The organism is Streptomyces sp. NPDC088766 (assembly GCF_044750845.1).
Taxonomy (GTDB): domain Bacteria; phylum Actinomycetota; class Actinomycetes; order Streptomycetales; family Streptomycetaceae; genus Streptomyces.
In genome coordinates, this window is record NZ_JBIVKQ010000005.1 from 109,603 (window position 1) to 130,429 (window position 20,827).

At 74.8% G+C, this 20,827-nt stretch carries 16 protein-coding genes; 13 read left to right on the top strand and 3 right to left on the bottom strand.

Going from position 1 to position 20,827, the window contains the following annotated elements:
- Positions 1-21: 21 nt before the first annotated feature.
- From ACIP5W_RS09565 to ACIP5W_RS09600, 8 genes are all read left to right on the top strand, one after another.
- The gene (locus ACIP5W_RS09565) at positions 22-1,134 is read left to right on the top strand and encodes a MerR family transcriptional regulator (protein WP_401469282.1); all 1,113 of its coding nucleotides are present in this window, start codon (positions 22-24) and stop codon (positions 1,132-1,134) included.
- 84 nt (positions 1,135-1,218) lie between these two features.
- The gene (locus tag ACIP5W_RS09570) at positions 1,219-2,706 is read left to right on the top strand and encodes an acyl-CoA synthetase (RefSeq protein WP_401469285.1); all 1,488 of its coding nucleotides are present in this window, start codon (positions 1,219-1,221) and stop codon (positions 2,704-2,706) included.
- Positions 2,703-4,163, top strand: coding sequence for a carboxyl transferase domain-containing protein (locus tag ACIP5W_RS09575; protein ID WP_401469288.1), 1,461 nt, complete (start codon positions 2,703-2,705; stop codon positions 4,161-4,163). The genes ACIP5W_RS09570 and ACIP5W_RS09575 overlap by 4 nt, the downstream gene beginning before the upstream one ends.
- A 155-nt stretch (positions 4,164-4,318) precedes the next feature.
- Positions 4,319-4,696, top strand: a complete 378-nt coding sequence (locus tag ACIP5W_RS09580; RefSeq protein WP_401469291.1) for a CU044_2847 family protein — start codon at positions 4,319-4,321, stop codon at positions 4,694-4,696.
- Complete coding sequence (locus tag ACIP5W_RS09585; RefSeq protein ID WP_401469294.1) at positions 4,693-6,390, top strand: trypsin-like peptidase domain-containing protein; 1,698 nt, start codon at positions 4,693-4,695, stop codon at positions 6,388-6,390. The genes ACIP5W_RS09580 and ACIP5W_RS09585 overlap by 4 nt, the downstream gene beginning before the upstream one ends.
- A gap of 44 nt (positions 6,391-6,434) precedes the next feature.
- Positions 6,435-7,511: an AAA family ATPase gene (locus tag ACIP5W_RS09590; RefSeq protein ID WP_401469297.1), complete on the top strand. Its 1,077-nt coding sequence runs from the start codon at positions 6,435-6,437 to the stop codon at positions 7,509-7,511.
- On the top strand, positions 7,501-10,839 hold the full coding sequence (locus tag ACIP5W_RS09595) for an SAV_2336 N-terminal domain-related protein (RefSeq protein WP_401469300.1): 3,339 nt from the start codon (positions 7,501-7,503) through the stop codon (positions 10,837-10,839). Before ACIP5W_RS09590 ends, ACIP5W_RS09595 begins: the two co-directional genes overlap by 11 nt.
- 196 nt (positions 10,840-11,035) lie before the next feature.
- Positions 11,036-12,076 carry a rod shape-determining protein gene (locus ACIP5W_RS09600; protein ID WP_401469302.1) on the top strand — a complete coding sequence of 347 codons (1,041 nt, stop codon included), beginning with the start codon at positions 11,036-11,038 and terminating at the stop codon, positions 12,074-12,076.
- A gap of 169 nt (positions 12,077-12,245) precedes the next feature.
- Here the strand turns inward: ACIP5W_RS09600 and ACIP5W_RS09605 are convergent, their stop codons facing one another.
- From ACIP5W_RS09605 to ACIP5W_RS09615, 3 genes are all read right to left on the bottom strand, one after another.
- On the bottom strand, positions 12,246-13,397 hold the full coding sequence (locus ACIP5W_RS09605) for a glutathione-independent formaldehyde dehydrogenase (protein WP_401469757.1): 1,152 nt from the start codon (positions 13,395-13,397) through the stop codon (positions 12,246-12,248).
- A 369-nt stretch (positions 13,398-13,766) separates the two neighbouring features.
- On the bottom strand, positions 13,767-14,444 hold the full coding sequence (locus ACIP5W_RS09610; RefSeq protein ID WP_401469304.1) for a response regulator: 678 nt from the start codon (positions 14,442-14,444) through the stop codon (positions 13,767-13,769).
- Positions 14,441-16,084 carry an ATP-binding protein gene (locus ACIP5W_RS09615; RefSeq protein WP_401469306.1) on the bottom strand — a complete coding sequence of 548 codons (1,644 nt, stop codon included), beginning with the start codon at positions 16,082-16,084 and terminating at the stop codon, positions 14,441-14,443. The genes ACIP5W_RS09610 and ACIP5W_RS09615 overlap by 4 nt, the downstream gene beginning before the upstream one ends.
- Before the next feature lie 145 nt (positions 16,085-16,229).
- On the opposite strand from ACIP5W_RS09615, the gene ACIP5W_RS09620 reads away from it, so the two are divergent.
- From ACIP5W_RS09620 to ACIP5W_RS09640, 5 genes are read left to right on the top strand one after another with little or no spacing between them, the layout of a single operon-like run.
- Entirely contained in the window at positions 16,230-17,192 is a 963-nt protein-coding gene (locus tag ACIP5W_RS09620; protein WP_401469760.1) for a Bug family tripartite tricarboxylate transporter substrate binding protein, read from the top strand.
- Entirely contained in the window at positions 17,189-17,722 is a 534-nt protein-coding gene (locus ACIP5W_RS09625; protein WP_401469309.1) for a tripartite tricarboxylate transporter TctB family protein, read from the top strand. Before ACIP5W_RS09620 ends, ACIP5W_RS09625 begins: the two co-directional genes overlap by 4 nt.
- Entirely contained in the window at positions 17,722-19,224 is a 1,503-nt protein-coding gene (locus ACIP5W_RS09630; RefSeq protein ID WP_401469312.1) for a tripartite tricarboxylate transporter permease, read from the top strand. Before ACIP5W_RS09625 ends, ACIP5W_RS09630 begins: the two co-directional genes overlap by 1 nt.
- 37 nt (positions 19,225-19,261) lie before the next feature.
- On the top strand, positions 19,262-19,657 hold the full coding sequence (locus tag ACIP5W_RS09635) for a universal stress protein (protein WP_401469316.1): 396 nt from the start codon (positions 19,262-19,264) through the stop codon (positions 19,655-19,657).
- 3 nt (positions 19,658-19,660) lie between these two features.
- Complete coding sequence (locus tag ACIP5W_RS09640) at positions 19,661-20,827, top strand: DUF475 domain-containing protein (RefSeq protein WP_401469319.1); 1,167 nt, start codon at positions 19,661-19,663, stop codon at positions 20,825-20,827.

The following is a 20,827-nucleotide window of genomic DNA, read 5'->3' on the forward strand; positions in this document are numbered from 1 at the left end:
GGACACGGGAACGGGGTGCGCATGCACATGCTGACGATCGGGGCCTTCGCGAAGGCCTCCCGGCTGTCACCGAAGGCACTGCGGCTCTACGACGAGCTGGAGCTGCTGCGCCCCGCGCGGGTCGACCCCGCCACCGGCTACCGCTATTACACGGCCGGCCAGCTGGAGCAGGCTCGGCTGGTGGCGTGGCTGCGGCGGATCGGGATGCCGCTCGCGCGGATCCGCGCGGTGTGCGCGCTCGACCCGGCGGCCGCCGCCGGGGAGATCCGCGCCTACTGGGCGCGGGTCGAGGCGGAGACGGCCGTACGGCGTGACCTCGCGGCGTTCCTCGTGGACCAGTTGTCGCACGCGTCAGGGACACCACAGACATCGAGGAAGGACACCACCATGCTGGAACTTCGTCACTCGGCCGGCTCGGACCGGGGCCTCGTCCGCCCGGAGAACCAGGACACCGCGTACGCGGGCCGCCGGCTGCTCGCGGTCGCGGACGGCTTCGGACCGGCGGGCGCCCCCGCCAGCGGGGCGGCCGTGGCGGCCCTGCGGTTCCTGGACACCGAGGAGGTGCCGGCGGGGGACGTCCTCGACGTCCTGGAGGACGCCGTGCGCGGCGCGAACGACGCGGTGCGGGACGCGGCGGACGGCGCGGACGACGCCGGTACGACCCTGACGGCCCTGGTGCGGACGGGCTCCCGCCTCGCCCTGGTCCACATCGGGGACTCCCGCGCCTATCTCCTGCGCGACGGCGCCCTCTTCCTCATCACCCACGACCACACGGTCGTCCGGTCGATGATCGACGAGGGCCGGCTGACCGCCGAGGAGGCCGCCACGCACCCGCAGCGCGCCCTGCTCCTGAAGGCCCTGACCGGCGCCGCGCCCCCGCACGCGGAGCTGCGGCTGCACGACGCCCACCCCGGCGACCGCTACCTGCTGTGCTCCGACGGCCTGTCGACGGTGGTCCCCGAAGCCCGGATCCGCGCCCTGCTCACCGGGACCCCCTCGCCCGCCGACACGGTCCGCGCCCTGCTCGCCGAGGCGAACGGCGCGGGCGGCCCGGACAACGTCAGCTGTGTCGTGGCCGACGTGGTGGAGGCGGCCCGACCCACGCCGGCGCGCCTGTCGGAGGAGCGGAGGTGACCGGCGTCGGCCTCCGGAGGCGACGGGCCGGGCCGGTCATGAGGTAGGAACGATGCTGTCGTCCCCTGCCCGAGGAGTGTTCCGGTGTCCTCTCTCTTCCCGGCCCTGACCGGCCCGCCGTCCGGTTCGCCGTCCGGTCCGCCGTCCGGTCCGCCGTCCGACCGTGTGGCCCTGCGGTTCGGCGACCTGTCCCTGACCTACGCGGAACTCGCCGGTGCGGCGGGCTCCCTGGCGGACCGGCTGCCGGGCGGCGGCGCGCGGGTCGCCGTATGGGCGACGCCCTCGGCGGAGACCGCGGTGGCCGTCGTGGCGGCCCTGGAGGCCGGGGTGCCGGTGGTGCCGCTCAACCCGAAGTCCGGGGAGAAGGAACTCGGGCACATCCTGTCCGACAGCGCGCCCGCGCTCCTCCTGGCCGCGCCCGGGGACGAACTTCCCTCCGCGGCACGGGACCTGCCGCGTCTCGACGTGGACGTGCGGGCCACCGGCGGACGGCTCCCCGACCGTGTGCCCGTGGGCGGCGAGGACCCCGCGCTCGTCGTCTACACCTCCGGCACCACCGGCCCGCCCAAGGGCGCGGTCATCCCCCGGCGGGCGGTCGCGGCGACGCTGGACGCGCTCGCCGACGCCTGGCGGTGGACCGGCGAGGACGTGCTGGTGCACGGGCTGCCGCTGTTCCACGTGCACGGGCTGGTGCTGGGCGTCCTGGGGCCGCTGCGGCGCGGGGGGTCGGTGCGGCACTTGGGCCGGTTCTCCCCCGAGGGGGTGGCCCGGGAGCTGAACAGCGGCGCCACCATGCTGTTCGGGGTGCCGACCATGTACCACCGGCTCGCCGAGACCCTCCCCGGCGACCCCGGCCTCGCCTCGGCGCTCGGCCGGGCCCGGCTGCTCGTCTCCGGCTCCGCCGCGCTGCCGGTGCACGACCACGAACGCATCACGGCCGCGACCGGGCAGCGGGTGATCGAGCGGTACGGCATGACGGAGACGCTGATGAACACCTCCGTGCGCGCCGACGGCGCACCCCGCGCGGGCACGGTCGGGGTGCCGCTGCCGGGCGTGGAACTGCGGCTCGTGGAGGAGGACGGGACGCCCCTGACGTCGTACGACGGGGAGAGCGTCGGGGAGATCCAGGTGCGCGGGCCGAACCTGTTCACCGGGTACCTCGACCGGCCGGACGCCACGGCCGCGGCGTTCACCGCCGACGGCTGGTTCCGGACCGGGGACATGGCGGTGCGGGACGCCGACGGGTACGTCCGGATCGTGGGGCGCAAGGCCACCGACCTGATCAAGAGCGGCGGTTACAAGATCGGCGCCGGGGAGATCGAGAACGCGCTGCTGGAGCATCCGGGCGTGCGGGAGGCCGCCGTCACCGGGGAGCCGGACGCCGACCTCGGGGAGCGGATCGTGGCGTGGATCGTGCCCGCCGACCGGCACTCGCCGCCTGCCGAGGAGGAGTTGGCCGGCCATGTGGCGCGGCGGCTCGCCCCGCACAAGCGGCCCCGCACGGTGCGGTACCTCGACGTGCTGCCCCGCAACGACATGGGGAAGATCATGAAGCGGGCGCTGCCGTCATGAGCGGCCCGCTGCGGCTCTCCGCGCGCGAGATCCTCACCCTCGTCCTCGACGCCCCCGGCTCCCCGGGCTCTGCCGGCTCCCCCGGCTCTGCTGGCTCCTCCGGTCCTCCCGGTCCTCCCGGTCCTCCGGAATCTTCCAGCTCCTCCAGCTCCTCCGGTTCCTCCGGTTCCTCCGGTTCCTTCGACGAACTCCCCTGCCCGGCGCGCGAGTCCGCCCCCGACGGCCCGCTGGCCTGGCCCGGCTACGACGCCTCGCGCGCCCGCGGCGCCGAGCGGACCGGGGAGACGGAGTCCGTGGTCTGCGGCGTCGGCCGCGTCGGGGGCACCCGGGCCGTGCTGATCGCCTTCGAGTTCGGTTTCCTGGGCGGCTCGCTGGGCGAACGCACCGGCGACCGGCTGGAGGCGGCGTACCGCCACGCCCGTGACCACCGGCTGCCGGTCGTCGCGCTGGTCGCCACCGGCGGCTCACGGATGCAGGAGGGCATGGTCGCCCTCACTCAACTCCAGCGCGTGGCAAGGGAGTCGGCGCTGACCCGGCAGGCCGGGCTGGCACAGATCGCCGTGCTGCGCGATCCGACGACCGGCGGCGGCTGGGCCACCCTGGGCGCGGGCGCCGACGTGGTGCTCGCCCTGCCGGGCGCCCAGGTCGGCTTCGCCGGGTCGCGGGTGCGGCCGCCGGACGCCGACCCCGCCGCGTACACCGCCGAGGCGCAGGTCGCGGCGGGTTCCGCGGACGCCGTCGTGGAGCCGGGGGCGCTGCGGGAGACGCTGGGGCGGTGGCTGCGGCTGCTGACCCGCCCGTCGCAGGAGCCCGCGCCGGTCCCCCGCGCCCTGGGTGCGCAGGACCTTCCGGCCACCGGCTGGGACGCCGTGCTGCGCGCCCGCTCGCCCCGGCGTCCGCGGGCCGACGCCTACCTGGACGCCTACTTCGGTCTGCGCGCCGCGATCGGCGGTGACCGCTGCGGCGGCACCGATCCGGACGGCATGCTGTGCGGCTTCGGCGAGCACCGGGGCCGTACCGTCGCCTACGCCGCCCAGACCGGAACCGCGACCCGGCCCGCCGGCTACCGCACCGCCACCCGGCTGATCCGGCTCGCGGACCGGCTCGGCATCCCGGTGCTGACCCTGGTGGACACGCCGGGCGCGGCCAACGACGCCGAGGCGGAGCGGCAGGGCGCGGGCGCGGCGATCGCCGAGCTGTTCGGCGCGGTGGCCACCGCGCGGACGCCCGTCACCACGCTGGTGATCGGCGAGGGCGGGTCCGGGGGCGCGCTGGCCCTGGCCGCGCCCGGCCGGACCTGGGCCACCCCGGACAGCTATTTCTCGGTCATCGCGCCGGAGGCGGCCGCCGCGATCCTGAAGCGGCCGCCCGGTGAGGTGGAGGCGACGGCCGGCCGGCTCCGCATCCGGCCGCAGGACCTGGCGGAGCTGGGGGTGGTCCGCACGGATCTGCCGTGAGGGCGCCGGTGTCAGGGGGAGGGGGCGGGAAGGGGGCGTGGCGGGTTTCCGTCGGCGGCGGCGGGCGGCGGAAGCGGGAACAGGACAATCTCCCGTACCGTCCGTGACAATGGCGGCGCGCGGAGCCGCGGTTCGAGAAGTACGACGGGGGCGTCATGGCAGCAGTGGTGGAGTTCACGACGGACGACGGCGCCGTGGTCGCCGTCGAGGCCGTGGAGGAGCAGCGGCCCGGTTCCCGGCTGGTGGCCCGCGGCGACGGCACCGTGCGGGCGGCCCGCACCTTCGAGGGCGCCCTAGAGGGCGTGCGCTCGGCCGCGGAGGCCGCGCTGCGGGTCTTCCGCGACGGCGCGCTGCGGCCCGACGGCGTGGAGATCGAGTTCGGGGTGAAGCTGGCGGCCGAGACGGGCGCGATCATCGCCAAGGGCACGGCGGAGGGGCACCTGGTCGTCAGGCTGACCTGGTCCCCGTCGGCGGGCCGGCCGGGGGAGACCGCACCGGCGGCCGCACGGCCGGAGTCCTCCCCCCTCTCATGAGGAGCGCCGAGTGGCAGGCCCGGGTCGAGTGCGCCGGGCAGGTCGTCGGAGCGGGCTTCCTGGTCACCCCGCGCACGGTCCTGACCTGCGCTCACGTCGTCCACGAGGGGCCGGCCGGGGCACTGGCGGTGACCTTCACGGAGCGGCCCGGCTCCGCGCCCGTCGCGGCCCGGGTGGTGGCCGAGGGCGGCTGGGGAGGTGGCAGCACCGACCTCGGCGACCTCGCCGTCCTGGAGCTGGCCCACGAGGTGGACATCGCCCCGGCGGCGCTCGCGCCCGTGGACACCGCGTACGGCCGGCAGCCGCGCAAGCTCGTCGTGTACGGCTTCCCGCTCGGCTTCGACGAGGGCACGCTGGCCGAGTACCGCGTCACCGCACCGCAGTTGCTCAACCGGGAGTGGATGCAGCTGGAGGCCTGGCAGCCGGACGGGCAGCCGCTCGAACCGGGGTTCAGCGGTGCCGCGGTCACTCTCGTCGACACCGGTGAGGTGGTCGGCATGGTGACGGCCGCGGCCGGCGCGCAGGGGGTGCGCAACGGGCGGATGATGCCCACCGAGGTGATGGCCCGCTACTGGCCCGCTCTCGCCGGGCTCGTCCCCACCTCCGACCACCGCACCGCCGACCGCGCCCGGCTGCGGGAACTGGTGGAGCGGGCCGTCCGCGCCGGCCTGGACTGCGACCCCGTACGGCTCTACCGGGCCGCCGCCGGACCGCTGGACCCCGAGCCGCCGCGCGAGGGCTTCGACTCGCTGCGTTCGGCCGCGCTGTTCGTGCTGTGCGAGATCGACGGCGAGGACGCGGCCGGCACCGTCGCCCGCTTCACCGGGCACGTGGAGGCGCTGTTCCGGGCCCCGGTGGAGACGCCGGCCGCGCCGCGGTGGTCGCCCATCCTGGTCGACCTGCGGCACAGCGGCGCGGGCGACGGCCAGGTCCGCGTCGAGGTGTCGGCGTACAGCGGGGGCCGCCGGCACCCGGTCGGGTCCGACACCGTCCCGCAGTCCCGGCTGCCCGCCTACGTCCAGGACCGGATCGAGGCGGCGTTCGGGTATCTGACGCCGGGCTGCGACGAGTTGATCGCGTTCGCGCTGCCCCGCGACTGGATCGACCTGCCCGTGGACCGCTGGGCGAGCGCGCCCGACGACGACACCCCGCTCGGCTGCGTGCATCCCGTCGTGGTCACCGACCAGGCGCGGCGGCGGGCGGGCACCCGGCACCAGCTGACCCGCGCCTGGAACCGGCTCGACTCCGCGTCCGGCGCCCAGCTGCACCGGGTGGAGTGCGGCACGCCCGAGGAGCCGCGCCGGCTGCGGGTACGGCTGCGGCAGTCCGACGCCTGTCTCGCCGGGTTCGCCACCGCGCCGGCCGCGCCCCGCACCCGGGCCCACTTCGACACCACGCTCACCGCGCCCGCCCCGCTCGTCGTCTGGTCCCGGGAGGGCTGCGACAGCGGCCCCGAGGAGCCCTGCGCGGGCGGCGCCGACTGCACGGGCAAGACCTTCCTGGACCAGCTCGACGACTGCGTGTCCGGCGTCCCGCCCGCGGAACTGCCGCGCCGGATCCTTCAGTTGCGGGAGGAGGCCGACGCCGAGGACGAGCACTGGGCGCGTGACATCCAGCTGCTGTGGGACGACCCGCGCGTCTTCACCGACCCGCACGGCGAGACGGGGGCGCACGTCCGATCGCCCGTGGCCTGACCCGCCCGCCCCCACGCCGAGTCCATCGCACGGAGAGATCCCGCATGCCCCACTGGTCCGTCTACACCGGGAACAGCGAGCCGCACGACGGCATCGACGACCTGCCCGCCCCGCCGCCCTGGCGGGCGTTCGACGGCGGGCCCGTCCTGCCCCCGCCGCGGGACACCGACGACGGGGCGGCCGTCTCCCCCGACCGCGCGCACCGCGCCCGCACCTACGTGGCCGCCCCCGAGACCGTCCAGCTCGTCAACGCCGCGCTGGTGCTGCGCCGGCCGCTGCTGGTCACCGGACCGCCCGGCACCGGCAAGTCCTCGCTGGCCTACGCGGTGGCGCGGGAACTGCGGCTCGGCCCGGTCCTGCGCTGGAACATCACCAGCCGCTCCAGCCTGTCCGACGGCCTCTACCAGTACGACCCGCTGTCCCGGCTGTACGCGGCGCGGCGGGCGGCGTGGCGGGCGGGGGACGGGACGCCCGGGGCGAAGGCGTCCGGTACCGGCCGGCCGGACGACGGCCCGCCCGCGGGCACCGACGTCGAGGAACACCTGCGCCTCGGCCCCCTCGGCACGGCCCTGCTCCCCTACGGCCGCCCCCGCGTGCTCCTCGTCGACGAGATCGACAAGAGCGACCTGGACCTGCCCAACGACCTGCTGAACGTGCTGGAGGAGGGGCAGTACGAGATCCCCGAACTGATGCGCGCCGCACGCCACTCCGGCGACGGCGCCACCGCCGAGGTCCTCGCCGACGGCACGGACGCGCCGGTCGCGGTCACCCGTGGCCGGGTGCGCTGCCGCGCCTTCCCGTTCGTGGTGCTGACGAGCAACGGCGAGCGCGAGTTCCCGCCCGCCTTCCTGCGCCGCTGTGTCCGGCTGCGGCTGCGGCGCCCGGACCACGAGCAGCTCACCGAGATCGTCCGCGCCCACCTCGACACCCCGGCGGGCGAGGCGGAACACCTCATCAACCGCTTCCTGGCCCGCGCCGCCGACGGCGAACTCGCCACCGACCAGCTGCTGAACGCCCTCTACCTCACGGGCGTCGCCGGTCTGGACGCGGACTCCCGCGACGCTCTCGCCGACGAGCTGATGCCGTATCTGAGCGCGACGGCGGACGGCGATGGCTTCTGAGGACCCGCCGACGGCGTCCGGCGGGACCCCGCGGGAGCGCGAGGGCACGGCCGTCGGCAGGCTCGCCGCGCTCCTGACGGCCGCCGCCGGGACCCCGCCGACCCCGCGCGAACTGGCGGAACTGCTGTGGCTGGCCGCACGGTCGCAGGGCGGGCCGCAGGCCGGGGAGCGGCCCGAGGACGGCCCGCCGGCCGGGGGGCGGCCCGAGGAGCGCGTGCCGCCCGCTCCCGCGCGGCCGCGCCGGGACGAGGTCACCGCGCCCGCCCCGCCCCCGGCCGGACCGCCGCCCCCGCCACGCCCCCCGGCCGGGGCCTCCCGCGTCCCCCTGCACCTGCCGTCCCCGGCCCCGCCGCCCCCCGGCGAGCGGGACGGCGGCGCTGCGCTGCTCGCCCCCGCGCCGGCGATGCTCCCCCGCCCCCTCGCCCTCCAACGGGCCCTGCGCCCGCTGAAACGCACGGTGCCGGCGGCCCGCGCCCGGCTCCTGGACGAGCGGGCGACGGCCGACCGCATCGCCCGGCTCGGCGCGCACCCGGACGTCTGGCTCCCCGTGCTGCGCCCGGCGCGCGAGCGCTGGCTGCGCCTGGCCCTCGTGCACGACACCGGTCCGACCATGCCGGTCTGGCGCCCGCTCGTGCGGGAACTGCACACCGTGCTGGCCCAGTCGGGCGTCTTCCGCACGGTCACGCTCCATCCCGCCGGTCCCGACGGCCGGGCCCGGCACGTGCCCGACCCGGCGGACGGGCGGACGCTCACCCTGGTCGTCAGCGACTGCACGGGCCCGCAGTGGCGGCCCGGCCCGGCGGGCACCCGCTGGTACGCCACGCTGCGGCACTGGGCGTCCCGGATGCCGCTGGCCGTCGTACAGCCGCTGCCGGAGCGGCTGTGGCCGGCCACGGCCCTGCCGGCCGAGCCGGGGGTGCTGTCCGCGCCCGGCGCGGCGGCCCCGGCCACCGCCGTGGCCTTCACCCCGTACGACCCCGAGGCCGGCCGCCCGCACCCCGCCGCCGTCCCGCTGCCCGTCCTGGAACCGGGCGCCCCCTGGCTCGCCCACTGGGCGGCGCTGGTGGCCGGCCCCGGCGGCGCACGCGCCCCGGGCGCGGCGGCCTGGCTGACCCCGGCGCCGCCCGAGCGGGACCCGGCGGCCGATCCGGCGGGCCTGCCCGCGCGGGACCTGGTCCTGCGGTTCCGCGCCACCGCCTCCCCGGAGGCCTTCCGCCTCGCCGGCCACCTGGCGCTGGCCGACCCGTCCGTGCCGGTGATGCGCCTGGTGCAGCGCGCGGTGGAGCGCGACCCGCGCCCGCAGCACCTCGCCGAGGTGATCCTCAGCGGCATGCTCACGGCGGTGCCGGGCCCGCCCGGCTCGTACGCCTTCCGCCCCGGCGTCGGCGAACTGCTCGTGCGGACGCTCCCCCGCACCGCGCGCGGCCGCACCCGCGACCTCCTGGAACGGATGGGCCGCCTCATCGACGACCGGGCGGGCCGCGCGGCGGGCGAGTTCCGCGCGCGGACCGGCACCGGGGACGGCACCGGGGACGGCGGGGCGGCGTTCGCGACGGTCACCGAGGAGACCGTACGGCGACTGGGCGCGGGCACCGGCGACGCGGTGCGGCCGGAGCCCGCCGGTTCCGGGCCGGACGACGGCCGGGACGCCACGGCCCGCCCCACCCTGCTCTTCGAGACCGGCACCGACCTCGGCGCCCGCCCCGAGGCGCGGATCAGCCTCGAGTACGCCGTGCACCAGGTCCTGTCCCGCGGCGGTCTGACGCCGCAGCAGTACGAGGTGCTGGTGCGGCCCGACGGGTACCGCGTCCGCGTCGACCCCGGCGTCTTCCTGCTGCCGGTGCTGGCGGCGGCCCTGCGCTGGCTGCCGGGGCCCCTGACCGACCGGGCGGCGGCGCCGCGGCTGCGGGTGACCTTCCGGGACGGGCGGCCGACCGCGCCCCCGCCGCCGCAGGGATCCGCCCCGGTGCTGGTGCTCGTCCCGCCCGCCCTCTACGAGGCGTTCGCCGACAGCTCCGCCGCCGCCGGACCGCACCGATTCCACCCGCTGTACGGGGACGCCCCCGACGCCCCGCCGCTCGCCTGGTACTGCCCGCTGCCCGCGCCGCGCGCCGAGGAGGAGCGGGACCTGGTGCGCGGCCCCCTCATCGCCAGGGGCCCCGACCGGCCGGGCATACCCGTGCCGGGCCGGTCCGCCGTCGTGCACCTGTCGTCCGGGCGCCCGCCCGCCCTCCTCGACCCGGCCGACGCGCACGCCGGGCGCCTGCCGCGGCCGGTGACGTACTACGAGGTCGACCTCACGCCGCGGCAGACCACCCGCACGGTGTCGCTGCCCAGTTCCGGCAAGGGCGACTTCGTGGGGACCGCCGAGCTGACCTGGCGGGTGGAGGACCCGGTGGCCTTCGTACGGGCGCAGACCACGGGGGTCGCGGACCGGCTCCTCGCCCATCTGCTCCAGGCCGCGCCGCGCATCACCCGCCACCACTCGCCGCGCCGTGCGGCCGGGGCGCAGCGCGCGCTCGGCGCGCAGCTGGGCGGGTGGCCGGTGCCGGGGCTCGCGGTGCGCTGCACGGTGCGGCTGGCCCCGGAGTGGGCGCCGCCGCCCGCGTCGCCGCGGCCGGAGCCGGCCGCCGCGTCCGCACCGGCCGGTCTCCTCGCGGGCGCCGACGCCGTGCTGCTCGGCTTCGACGGCCCGGTGGCCCGGCTGTTCACGGCGTCGACGGCGCGCCGGGCCGCGCTGGACCTGCTGGCGGTCGCCGCCGCCGAACGAGGCCCGGGGAATGCGCCGGCGGACCTTGCGTCGCCCCCCGCTCCGGCGCGGGACACGCCGGCGCATCCGCTGGACGTGCTGCGCGGGTACGCCCGCGACCCGCTCGGGCCCCTGCTGCGGGCCCGCCTGGACGAGCTGGAACTGGCGGCCGTCCCGCACGCGCCGACCACCCACCACTGCGTCGCCCTGGTGCGCGCGCTGCACGAGTCGGGCCGGCGGGTGGCCGTGGTGACGGACGTCTGCGAGGAGGCCGTACGCCGCTATGTGGAGCCGTACCGGCTGCCGCTGGACGGCGTCCACGGGCGCGGTCCGCATCCGGCGCCGCTCATGCCGGACCCCGAGCGTCTGCTGGGGGCGCTGCGGTCCCTGGGCGTCGGGGCGGCGGCCGGCGTGCTGATCGGGGCCACGGTGGCGGAGCTGACCGCCGCCCAGCGGGCGGGTCTGCGGTTCGTCGGCCTCGCGCGCAGTCCCACCGTGGAGCAGGATCTGCGGGCCGCCGGGTGCCGGGTGACCGTCCGGTCGCTGACGGAGGTGCTGGAGGCGGCACGCGCCCGGTAGTCGGTGCCCGGCCAGGGACGGGGGCGACGGGCGGCCGGACACCGGCGAACCCCCCGTTCGGCGGCTCCCCGCCCGGCCCCCTCCAGCGGGCGCCCGCCCTCCCGCCCCCGCACGATGCGAAGGAGGGTCACCACCCGGCGGCCCGCTCACGAAGGCCCGGCGGCCGCCACGGCCTGTGCTCTCGGGAGGACCTTCCATGACCGCCAGTCTGGAGCAGCTGCGACGCTGCCACTTCGCCGTCGACCTCGGCGCGGCGCGGACGCGGGTGTACGTCAAGGGGGCCGGCCTCGTCGTCGACCAGCCGTCCGTCGCCGCCATGAACACCCGCACCGGCGCGCTGATCGCGGTCGGCGAGTTCGCCGAGAAGATGACCGGCCGCACCCCGCACTACATCCGCGTCATCCGCCCGGTCTCCGGCGGCACGGTCGTCGACATCGAGATGGCACAGCGCATGCTGCGGCACCTGATCGGCGACAAGATCCGCCGCCAGCTGCGCCGCAAGCCGTTCCTGCGGGCCGCCGCCTGCACCCCGCACGACGCCGACCCGCTGGCCCAGCGCGCGGCCGTCGAGACGCTGGTCGGGCTCGGCGCCCGGCGCGTCGAACTCGTCGACACCCTCATCGCCGCCGCCGTCGGCTGCGGGCTGCCCGTGGAACGGCCGGAAGCCACCATGATCATGGTGTGCGGAGCGGCCGCCACCCAGGTCGCCGTCCTCTCCCTGGGCTCGATCGTGACCGCCGAACGCGTCCCCGTCGGCGGCGAGGCCGTGGACCACGCGATCGTCCAGCACCTGCGCCACGAACACGAGTTGATGCTCCCGAGCCAGTCCGTACGGCCGCTCCAGCTGGCCCTGTCCGGCAACGGCCTCACCCCGGAGGGCCCGGCCTCCACGGAGATCCACGGCCGGGACGTGGCCACCGGCCTGGCCCGGTCCGTGCGGATCGACACCGCGGCCGTACGGGTCGCCATCGAGACTCCGCTGACCGCCGTCCTGGACGGCATCGGACGAGTGCTGCGGGACTGCCCTCCGGACCTGGTGGCCGACCTCGCCGACCGCGGGATCATGATGGTCGGCGGCTCCGCCCTGCTGCCCGGCTTCGACCAGATGCTCCGTGAGGCCACCGGCATGCCGGTGGCCATCGCCGAACGGCCCGACATCTGCGCCGCCCAGGGCCTGGGCGCGATGCTGGAGGGCAGGATCGAGCCGCTCACACTGCGGCCCATCGCGACCGCCTGACGGATCGTCAGCAACCGTACGGGAGGCGTCACAGGCTTTCCGGGGCAGCCCGCGACCGACGCACGGCCCCCGGCGCGACCCCGTTCCCGGCCGGCCGGCAGCCGTGCGTCGGTCGTACGGTGCGCCGCACGGCCTCACGCCGCGAACGCGTGCGGCGTCCTGCCCGGCCCTACGCCGCGAGCGCGTGACCGGGGTGCAGGACGACCTTGGTGTAGCCCTCGACCCGCTGGTCGAACTTCTCGTACGCCCTGGGCGCCTCCTCCAGCGGCACCTCGTGGGAGACCACGAAACTGGGCTCGGCGCGCCCCGCGACGATCATGTCGCGCAGCTGGCGGTTGTACCGCTTGACGTTGCACTGGCCGGTGCCCATCTGCTGGCCCTTCTCGAACATCCTGCCGATGGAGACCAGCAGCTGACCGCGCTTGGCGTGCTCGTCGGGCGCGCCCGGGTCGGACGGCACGTACAGACCCGGTATGCCGAGCATGCCCGTCGGCCGGACCGTCTCCACCAGGGTGTTGAGGACGACGGCGGGTTCCTCGTGGCTCGCGTCGTGCGCCTGGGCCTGGTAGCCGACGGCGTCGACGCCCTTGTCCGTTCCCTCGCCGCCGGTCTGCTCCTTGATCTGCTCGGTCGGATCGCCCTGGGTGAAGTCGATCGGGACGACTCCGATCTCCTCGGCCTTGGCGAGCCGCTCGGGCACCCGGTCCACGCAGAACACCTTCGCCGCACCGCGCAGCATCGCGGAGTACGCGGCCATCAGCCCGACCGGGCCGGCACCGAAGACGGCCACGCTCTCGCCGGGGGACACCTGGGCGAGTTCGCACCCGTGGTAGCCGGTCGGGAAGATGTCGGCGAGCAGCACGAAATCGGTCTCGAACTCGTCGCCCGGCGGCAGCTTCAGACAGTTGAAGTCGGCGAACGGCACCCGCAGCCGCTCGGCCTGCCCGCCGGTGTACGGACCCATGGCCACATAGCCGTAGGCGCCGCCGGCGAAGCCGGGATTGACCGTCAGGCAGAAGCCGGTCTTCCCGGCGAGGCAGTTCTTGCAGAATCCGCAGGCGACGTTGAACGGCATGACGACCCGGTCGCCCTCGGACAGGGAGGTCACGCCCGAGCCGACCTCCTCGACGATGCCGAGGTTCTCGTGCCCGAACACGATGCCCGCCTCGGCCGCGGTCCGGCCCTCGTACATGTGCAGGTCGGAGCCGCAGATGGCGGAGGACGTGACGCGCACCAGCACGTCGTTGGGGTGCTGGATCCGTGGATCCTCGACGTCCCTGACGGTGACACTGAAGGGCTTCTCATAGACGACGGCTTTCACCTGGCTCACCTCCGCGTCGAACGCCGGGTGACGACGGACCGCCCTGACCGAGACCCTGCCGGCACGCACCGGAAGAAGGCCCCCCGGTCCGTTTCGCAGCCCCGGGCGCTCTGGCTCCCACTGGATACTTCCAGGGAACGCCCCTCCCGCACGCGCTGCAACTCCCGGCCGGGCACCGCCCGCGGGAAGGCGCACGCGGTGCCCGCCGGTGCCGTGCGGGCGACACACGGTGCCGCCGGGACCGGGTGGCCAGGTGGTCCGGGCGGCCAGGTGGTCCGGACGGCCAGGCAGTCCGGACGGCCGGGAGGTCAGGACGGCCGGACGGTCCGGACGGCCAGGCAGTCAGGACGGCCGGGAGGTCCGGGCGGTCTAGCGGGCGTGCCAGTGATACCGGCGTTCCGGCCGGCCCGCCTGCCCGTAGCGCAGGGAGACCACCGCGCGGCCCGTGACGGCGAGGTGTTCGAGGTAGCGGCGCGCGCTGACGCGGGAGATGCCGACGCGGGTCGCGCACTCGGCGGCGGAGAGGGTGCCCTCGGCCGTGCGCAGCGCCCGTTCGACGAGCTCCGAGGTCTCCACGCTCATGCCCTTCGGCAGGGCGGGCGCCGCCGCCGGCGCCGCGACCCGGCCCAGCGCCCGGTCCACGTCAGCCTGTCCGCGCACGACCCCGGCGCCCAGTTCGCCGCGCCGGGTGCCGTAGCGCTCCAGCCGGTCCCTCAGCTCCTCGGCGTCGAACGGTTTCAGCAGGTAGTCCACGACTCCGTGGCGGACCGCTCTGCGCACCGCCTCCGCCTCCCGGGCGGCGCTGATCACCATCACGTCGCAGTCGTGGCCGGCGGACCGCAGCCGGGGGACGACGTCCAGGCCGAACATGTCGGGCAGGTAGAGATCGAGCAGCACCAGGTCGGGCTCCAGCTCGGCGGCGGCGGTGAGCGCCCGCTCGCCGCAGTCCGCGGTGCCGACGACGCGGAATCCCTCGACGCTGTCGACGAACCCGCGGTGGATCCGCGCCACCATGAAGTCGTCCTCGACCACGAGTACGTCGATCATCGGACCTCCTCCGTCTCCCTGTCGGCCGGCCGGCCCACGGACATCCACGCGATGAACATGGCGCCCTCCTGCGTGTTGGACACCGACACCTCGCCCCCTCTGCGGGTGCAGACCAGCCGCGTCAGCGCCAGTCCGATCCCCCGGTCGCCGCCCTGTGCGGCCTTGGTGGTGAAACCGTGCCCGAACACCTCCTGCGCGAGCTCCGGGGCCACACCCGGCCCCGAGTCCCGTACGACGATCTCCACGCTGGAGGCGTCCTGGCGGAGTTCGACCTCCACCCAGGCCTCGCCGTCGTGGTCGCCGGCGGCCGGAGCGGCCGCGTCGAGGGCGTTGTCGACGAGGTTGCCGAGGACGGTCGCCACGTCCGCGGAGTCCGTCGGCTCCAGCTTGTCGAGAGCGGTGCGCTCGGAGATCCGCAGCCCGACCCTGCGCTCCGCGGCGAGCGCCGACTTGGCCATGAGCAGCGCGGCGACGGCCCGGTCCCGGACCCGGCTGGTGAGCGTCAGGTCGAGCGACTCGCGGTGTCTGCGCAGGGCACGGACGTACCGTACGACCTCGTCGTGCTCGCCGATCTGGATGAGTCCGGAGATGGTGTGCAGCTGGTTGGAGAACTCGTGGGTCTGGGCGCGCAGCAACTCGGTGCTGCTGCGGAAGGACCCCAGCTCACGCTCCAGCTGGGCGAGTTCGGTGCGGTCGCGGAGGGTGGTCACCGAGCCGAGGCGGCGGCCGTCCTTGGTGACGTCCATCCGGTTCATCACCAGCACCCGGCCCCGGCGCAGGACCACCTCGTCCCGGTGCTCCCCGCCGGTCCCGGACAGGACGTCGTACAGCCTGCCGCCGACGCCCAGCTCGGCCAGGCTCCTGCCGACGCAGTCCTCGGGCAGGCCGAGGAGTGCGCGGCCGACCTCGTTGACGAGGGTGAGTCTGAGCTGGGGGTCGAGCGCGATCACCCCCTCCGCCATCCCGAACAGCATGGCCTCGCGGTGCTCGGCGAGGCCGGCGATCTCCCGCGGTTCGAGGCCGAGGGTCTGGCGTTTGATGCGCCGGGCCAGCAGCCAGGAGCCGGCCACCCCGAGCACGCTGGCGATGCCGAGGTAGGCGAGCAGATAGGAGGAGGCGCCGTTCAGGCGCTGCCAGACCGTGGGCGAGACCCGTCCGATCATGACGGTGCCGAGGTGCTCGCCGAGGTGGTCCGGGTCGGCGCCGAGCACCGGGACCTGGGCCACCAGCTCGCGGACCCCGCCCACCGGCAGTTCTCCGGACCAGCCGCGGGCCAACCCCACGTCGGGGCCCGACACCGGCAGCCGGGTGCCGACCAGGGTGGGGTTGGTGGCGGCGACGATTCTGCCGCGGGCGTCGGCGACCGTCACGGAGGAGACGTTCGACTGGGTCAGCCTGGTCTGCAGCAGCGGCGCGAGGGTCTCGGCGGGCGCGGGCCCGGCGAGCTGGCTGCGCAACAGGGGGTTTCCGGCCATCTCCTCGGCGAGGGCGGTGACCCGGCGGCCCTCCACCCGGTCGAAGGTCGCCTCGGACTGTGCCAGCGAGACAGCGGCCACCGCGACCAGCACGACCAGCACGATGGCGAGCTGCAGTACCAGCAGCTCACCGGCGAGCGTATGGCGACGTGACGCAACGACCACTATGAACTCAACCTTCAATGCTCACACAAGGCAGACGGGCTGTCCGGGGAATCGCACAATCATGGCGCCGGACTCGCCCAAGCGAAAGAGATGAGCCATGAGATCTCGCAGAGCCGCGTTTCTCACCGCGCTTGCCACCGTGTCGATGCTCTCCGTCAGCGCCTGCGGCGCCACGGCGGAGAAGGAGGACTCGGGCGGCGCGGGCGCGGGCGACAAGCCCGTCTCCGGACTGCGCCTGATGGTCCCCAACACGCCGGGCAGCGGCTACGACACCACCGCCCGCACCGTCGCCCAGGTCATGCAGGACTCCGAGGTCGCCTCCGGGGTCCAGGTGTACAACCTGCCCGGCGCGGGCGGCACGGTGGGCCTGCAGCGCCTGGTGAACGAGAAGGGCAACGGCAAGCTGGCCATGCAGATGGGCCTGGGGGTCGTGGGAGCCGCCCACACCTCGAAGTCGTCGGCGACCCTGACCGACACCACCCCGATCGCCAAGCTGATCGAGGAGGCCGGCGCGATCGTCGTGTCCAAGGACTCCCCGTACAAGACGATCGACGACCTCGTCACCGCGTGGAAGAAGAACCCCAGGAAGGTCGCCGTGGGCGGCGGCTCCTCGCCGGGCGGCCCGGACCACCTGCTGCCGATGCAGCTGGCGCAGGCCGTCGGCATCGAGCCGAAGCAGGTCAACTACGTCGGCTACGACGGCGGCGGCGAGCTGCTGCCCGCCATCCTGGGCGACAAGGTCGCCTTCGGCGCCAGCGGCTTCGGCGAGTTCCTCGACCAGATCGAGGCCGGCCAGGTGCGGGTCCTCGCGGTGACCAGCGAGAAGCCGATCGACGCGGTGAAGGACGCCCCCACGCTGAAGGACTCCGGCATCGACCTGGTCTTCACCAACTGGCGCGGCATCGTCGCCCCGCCCGGGATCACCGAGGCGCAGAAGAAGACCTGGACCGACAGCCTGACCAGGATGCACGACTCCGAGCAGTGGAAGACCGAGCTGACCAAGCGCGGCTGGACCGACGCCTTCGTCACCGGCGACGCCTTCAGCACGTACCTGAAGAACCAGGACAAGTCCGTCGGCGGTCTGCTGACCGAGCTCGGGCTGGCATGAGCGCCCCGACGGACGAGCTGAGCACGAAGAGCACCCGTCCGCCGGAGGGCGGGGACCGCGCGCAGTACGGCGTGTGCGCGTTCGTCGCCCTCCTGGGCGCCGCGGTGATCGTCGACGCGTTCGGGATCCCGCACGTCAACAGCGGCACCGACCCGGTCGGGCCACGCACGGTGCCGCTCGTCCTCGGCGTCCTGCTCGTGCTGGTCGCCGCCCTGTACGCCGTCGACGTGGCCCGCGGCGGCCACGGCGAACCCGAGGCCGGCGAGGACGTCGACCTCTCCCAGGGCAGCGACTGGCGCACGGTCCTGCTGCTGACCGGCGTGTTCCTGGTGAACGCGGTGCTGATCGAACCGCTCGGCTGGGTGATCAGCGGGACGCTGCTCTTCTGGGGCACGGCCCTCACCCTCGGCAACCGGCACTACGTCCGCAGCCTGCTGATCGCGGTGGCGCTGTCCCTCACCACCTTCTACGCCTTCGCGATCGGGCTCGGTGTGAACCTCCCGGCCGGTGTCCTGCAAGGAATCCTGTGATGGACAACCTGAACAACCTCATGCAGGGCTTCGCGGACGTCCTCGCCCCGATGAACCTGCTGCTGGCGCTGATCGGCGTCGTCATCGGCACCGCGGTGGGCGTCCTGCCGGGCATCGGCCCGGCGATGACGGTGGCCCTGCTGCTGCCGATCACCTACGGAATGGAGCCGGTCCAGGCGTTCATCATGTTCGCCGGCATCTTCTACGGCGGCATGTACGGCGGCTCGACCACCTCCATCCTGCTGAACACCCCCGGGGAGTCGTCCTCGGTGGTGACGGCCATCGAGGGCAACAAGATGGCCAAGGCGGGCCGGGCGGCGCAGGCCCTGGCCACCGCCGCGATCGGCTCCTTCGTGGCGGGCACCATCGGCACGCTGCTGCTGGTGCTGGTGACCCCCTTCGTGGTCCGGTTCGCGGTCGGTCTGGGCGCGCCGGACTACTTCGCCCTGATGCTGCTGTCGTTCATCGCGGTGACGTCCGTGCTGGGCTCCTCCCGCATCCGCGGTCTGATCTCGCTGCTGCTGGGGCTGACGATCGGTCTGATCGGCATCGACGCGGTCTCCGGGCAGCAGCGGCTCACCCTGGGCGTTCCGCAGCTGGCGGACGGCATCGACGTGGTCGTCGTCGCCGTCGGCATCTTCGCCGTCGGCGAGGCGCTGTGGGTGGCCGCGCACCTGCGGCGCAGGCCGGCCGAGGTCGTCCCGGTCGGGCGGCCGTGGATGGGCCGGGCCGACTGGAAGCGGTCGTGGAAGCCCTGGCTGCGGGGCACGGCGTACGGTTTCCCGTTCGGCGCGCTGCCGGCCGGCGGCGCGGAGATCCCCACCTTCCTGTCGTACGCCACCGAGAAGCGGCTGTCGCGGCACCCCGAGGAGTTCGGCAAGGGCGCGATCGAGGGCGTGGCCGGTCCCGAGGCGGCGAACAACGCCTCCGCCGCCGGCACCCTGGTCCCGATGCTGGCCATCGGCCTGCCGACCAACGCGACCGCCGCGGTGATGCTCGCCGCGTTCCAGTCGTACGGCATCCAGCCCGGGCCGCTGCTGTTCGAGCGCGAGGCGAGCCTGGTGTGGGTGCTGATAGCCAGCCTGTTCGTCGGCAACCTGCTGCTGCTCCTGCTGAACCTGCCGCTCGCGCCCGCCTGGGCGAAGCTGCTGCGGATCCCGCGCCCCTATCTGTACGCGGGGATCCTGTTCTTCGCGTCGATGGGCGCGTACGCGGTCAACGCCCAGCCGCTGGACCTGTTCCTGCTGCTGGTGCTGGGCCTGCTCGGCTTCGCGATGCGGCGGTTCGGACTGCCCGTGCTGCCGCTGATCGTCGGCGTGATCCTCGGCCCGCGCGCCGAACTCCAGGGCCGGCGCTCCCTTCAGCTGTCCGGCGGCGAACTGTCCGGCCTGGTGGGCGGACCGGTGTCCTGGACCGTCTACACGGTGATCGTCCTGGTGCTGGCCTGGCCGCTGGTCCGGCGGTTCGTGGTCCGTCCCCCGCGTCGCGAGACCCCCGCGTGAGCGAAGAGTGCCCGAAGAGGCAGGAGGAGAAGCTGACATGACCGTACTGGTCGGATACGTGCCCTCACCCGAGGGGGAGGCCGCGCTGCGGGCGGGGATCGACGAGGCCCGGCTGCGCGGCGAGAGGCTGCTGGTGGTGAACACCTCGCGCGGGGACGCCACGGTGGATCCGCGGTTCGCGCAGGAGCCCGAACTGGCCCATGTCCGCGAGGACCTGGCCGCGCTGGGCGTCGAGTTCGACATCCGCCAGGTGCTCGGCGGCCGGGACGCGGCCGAGGAGATCGTCGAACTGGCCGCGGGGGCGGACGTGTCCCTCGTGGTGATAGGCCTGCGGCGGCGGAGCGCGGTCGGCAAGCTGATCATGGGCTCGGCGGCGCAGCGGATCCTGCTGGACGCCGGGTGCCCGGTCCTCGCGGTGAAGGCGGCGGGTTAGGCGATGATCTGGAAGACGTTCGGCTGGTCGTTCGCCGTCACGGCGCTCGGGCTCGCCTTCGCGGCGTGGCAGTGGGGCTGGAAGGCCTTCGGGATCGTCCTGATCCTCTCCGTCCTGGAGATCTCGCTGTCGTTCGACAACGCGGTGGTCAACGCCGGGATCCTGAAGAAGATGAACGCCTTCTGGCAGAGGATCTTCCTCACCCTCGGCATCCTGATCGCGGTGTTCGGCATGCGGCTGGTCTTCCCGGTGGTGATCGTGGCGATCAGCGCCGAGGTGGGCCCGGTGGAGGCCGTCCGGCTCGCCCTCGACGAGCCGGAGCGGTACCAGGGCCTGGTCACCGACGCCCACCCGGCGATCGCGGCCTTCGGCGGCATGTTCCTGCTGATGATCTTCCTGGACTTCGTCCTCGAGGAGCGGGAGATCGCGTGGCTGGCCTGGCTGGAGCGGCCGCTGGCCAGGCTGGGCAAGGTCGACATGCTGTCGGTGTGCGTCGCGCTGATCGCCCTGGCGGTGACGGCGACGACCTTCGCGACCCACGCGCACGTCAGCACCGGCCATGCCGACAAGTCGGCCACCGTGCTGCTCTCGGGTGTCGCCGGCCTGATCACGTACCTCGTGGTCGGCGGTCTCTCCGCCTACTTCGAGAACAGACTCGAGGACGAGGACGAGGACGAGCAGGAGCAGGAGGAACAGGAGAAGGAGGAGGCGGCGGCGGTCCGGGCCGGGGGCCGGCCGGTCTCGGCGGCCGCCCTGGCGGGCAGGGCCGCGTTCTTCCTCTTCCTGTACCTGGAGGTCCTGGACGCCTCCTTCTCGTTCGACGGGGTGATCGGCGCCTTCGCCGTCACCAACCACATCTTCTGGATGGCGCTCGGCCTCGGCATCGGCGCCATGTACGTCCGGTCGCTGACGATCCACCTGGTCCGCCAGGGCACCCTGGACGACTACGTCTACCTCGAACACGGCGCCCACTACGCGATCGGGGCCCTCGCCGTGATCCTGCTGGTCACCGTGGAGCACCAGATCAGTGAGGTCGTCACCGGTCTGATCGGAGTGGTCCTGATCGCGGCCTCGTTCCTGTCGTCCGTGCGCCGCAACAAGGCGCTCGAAGCGGCCGGGGCGGGCCGGCCGACCCCGGCGGAGGAGACCGGCCGGTCCCTGACCGCGTAG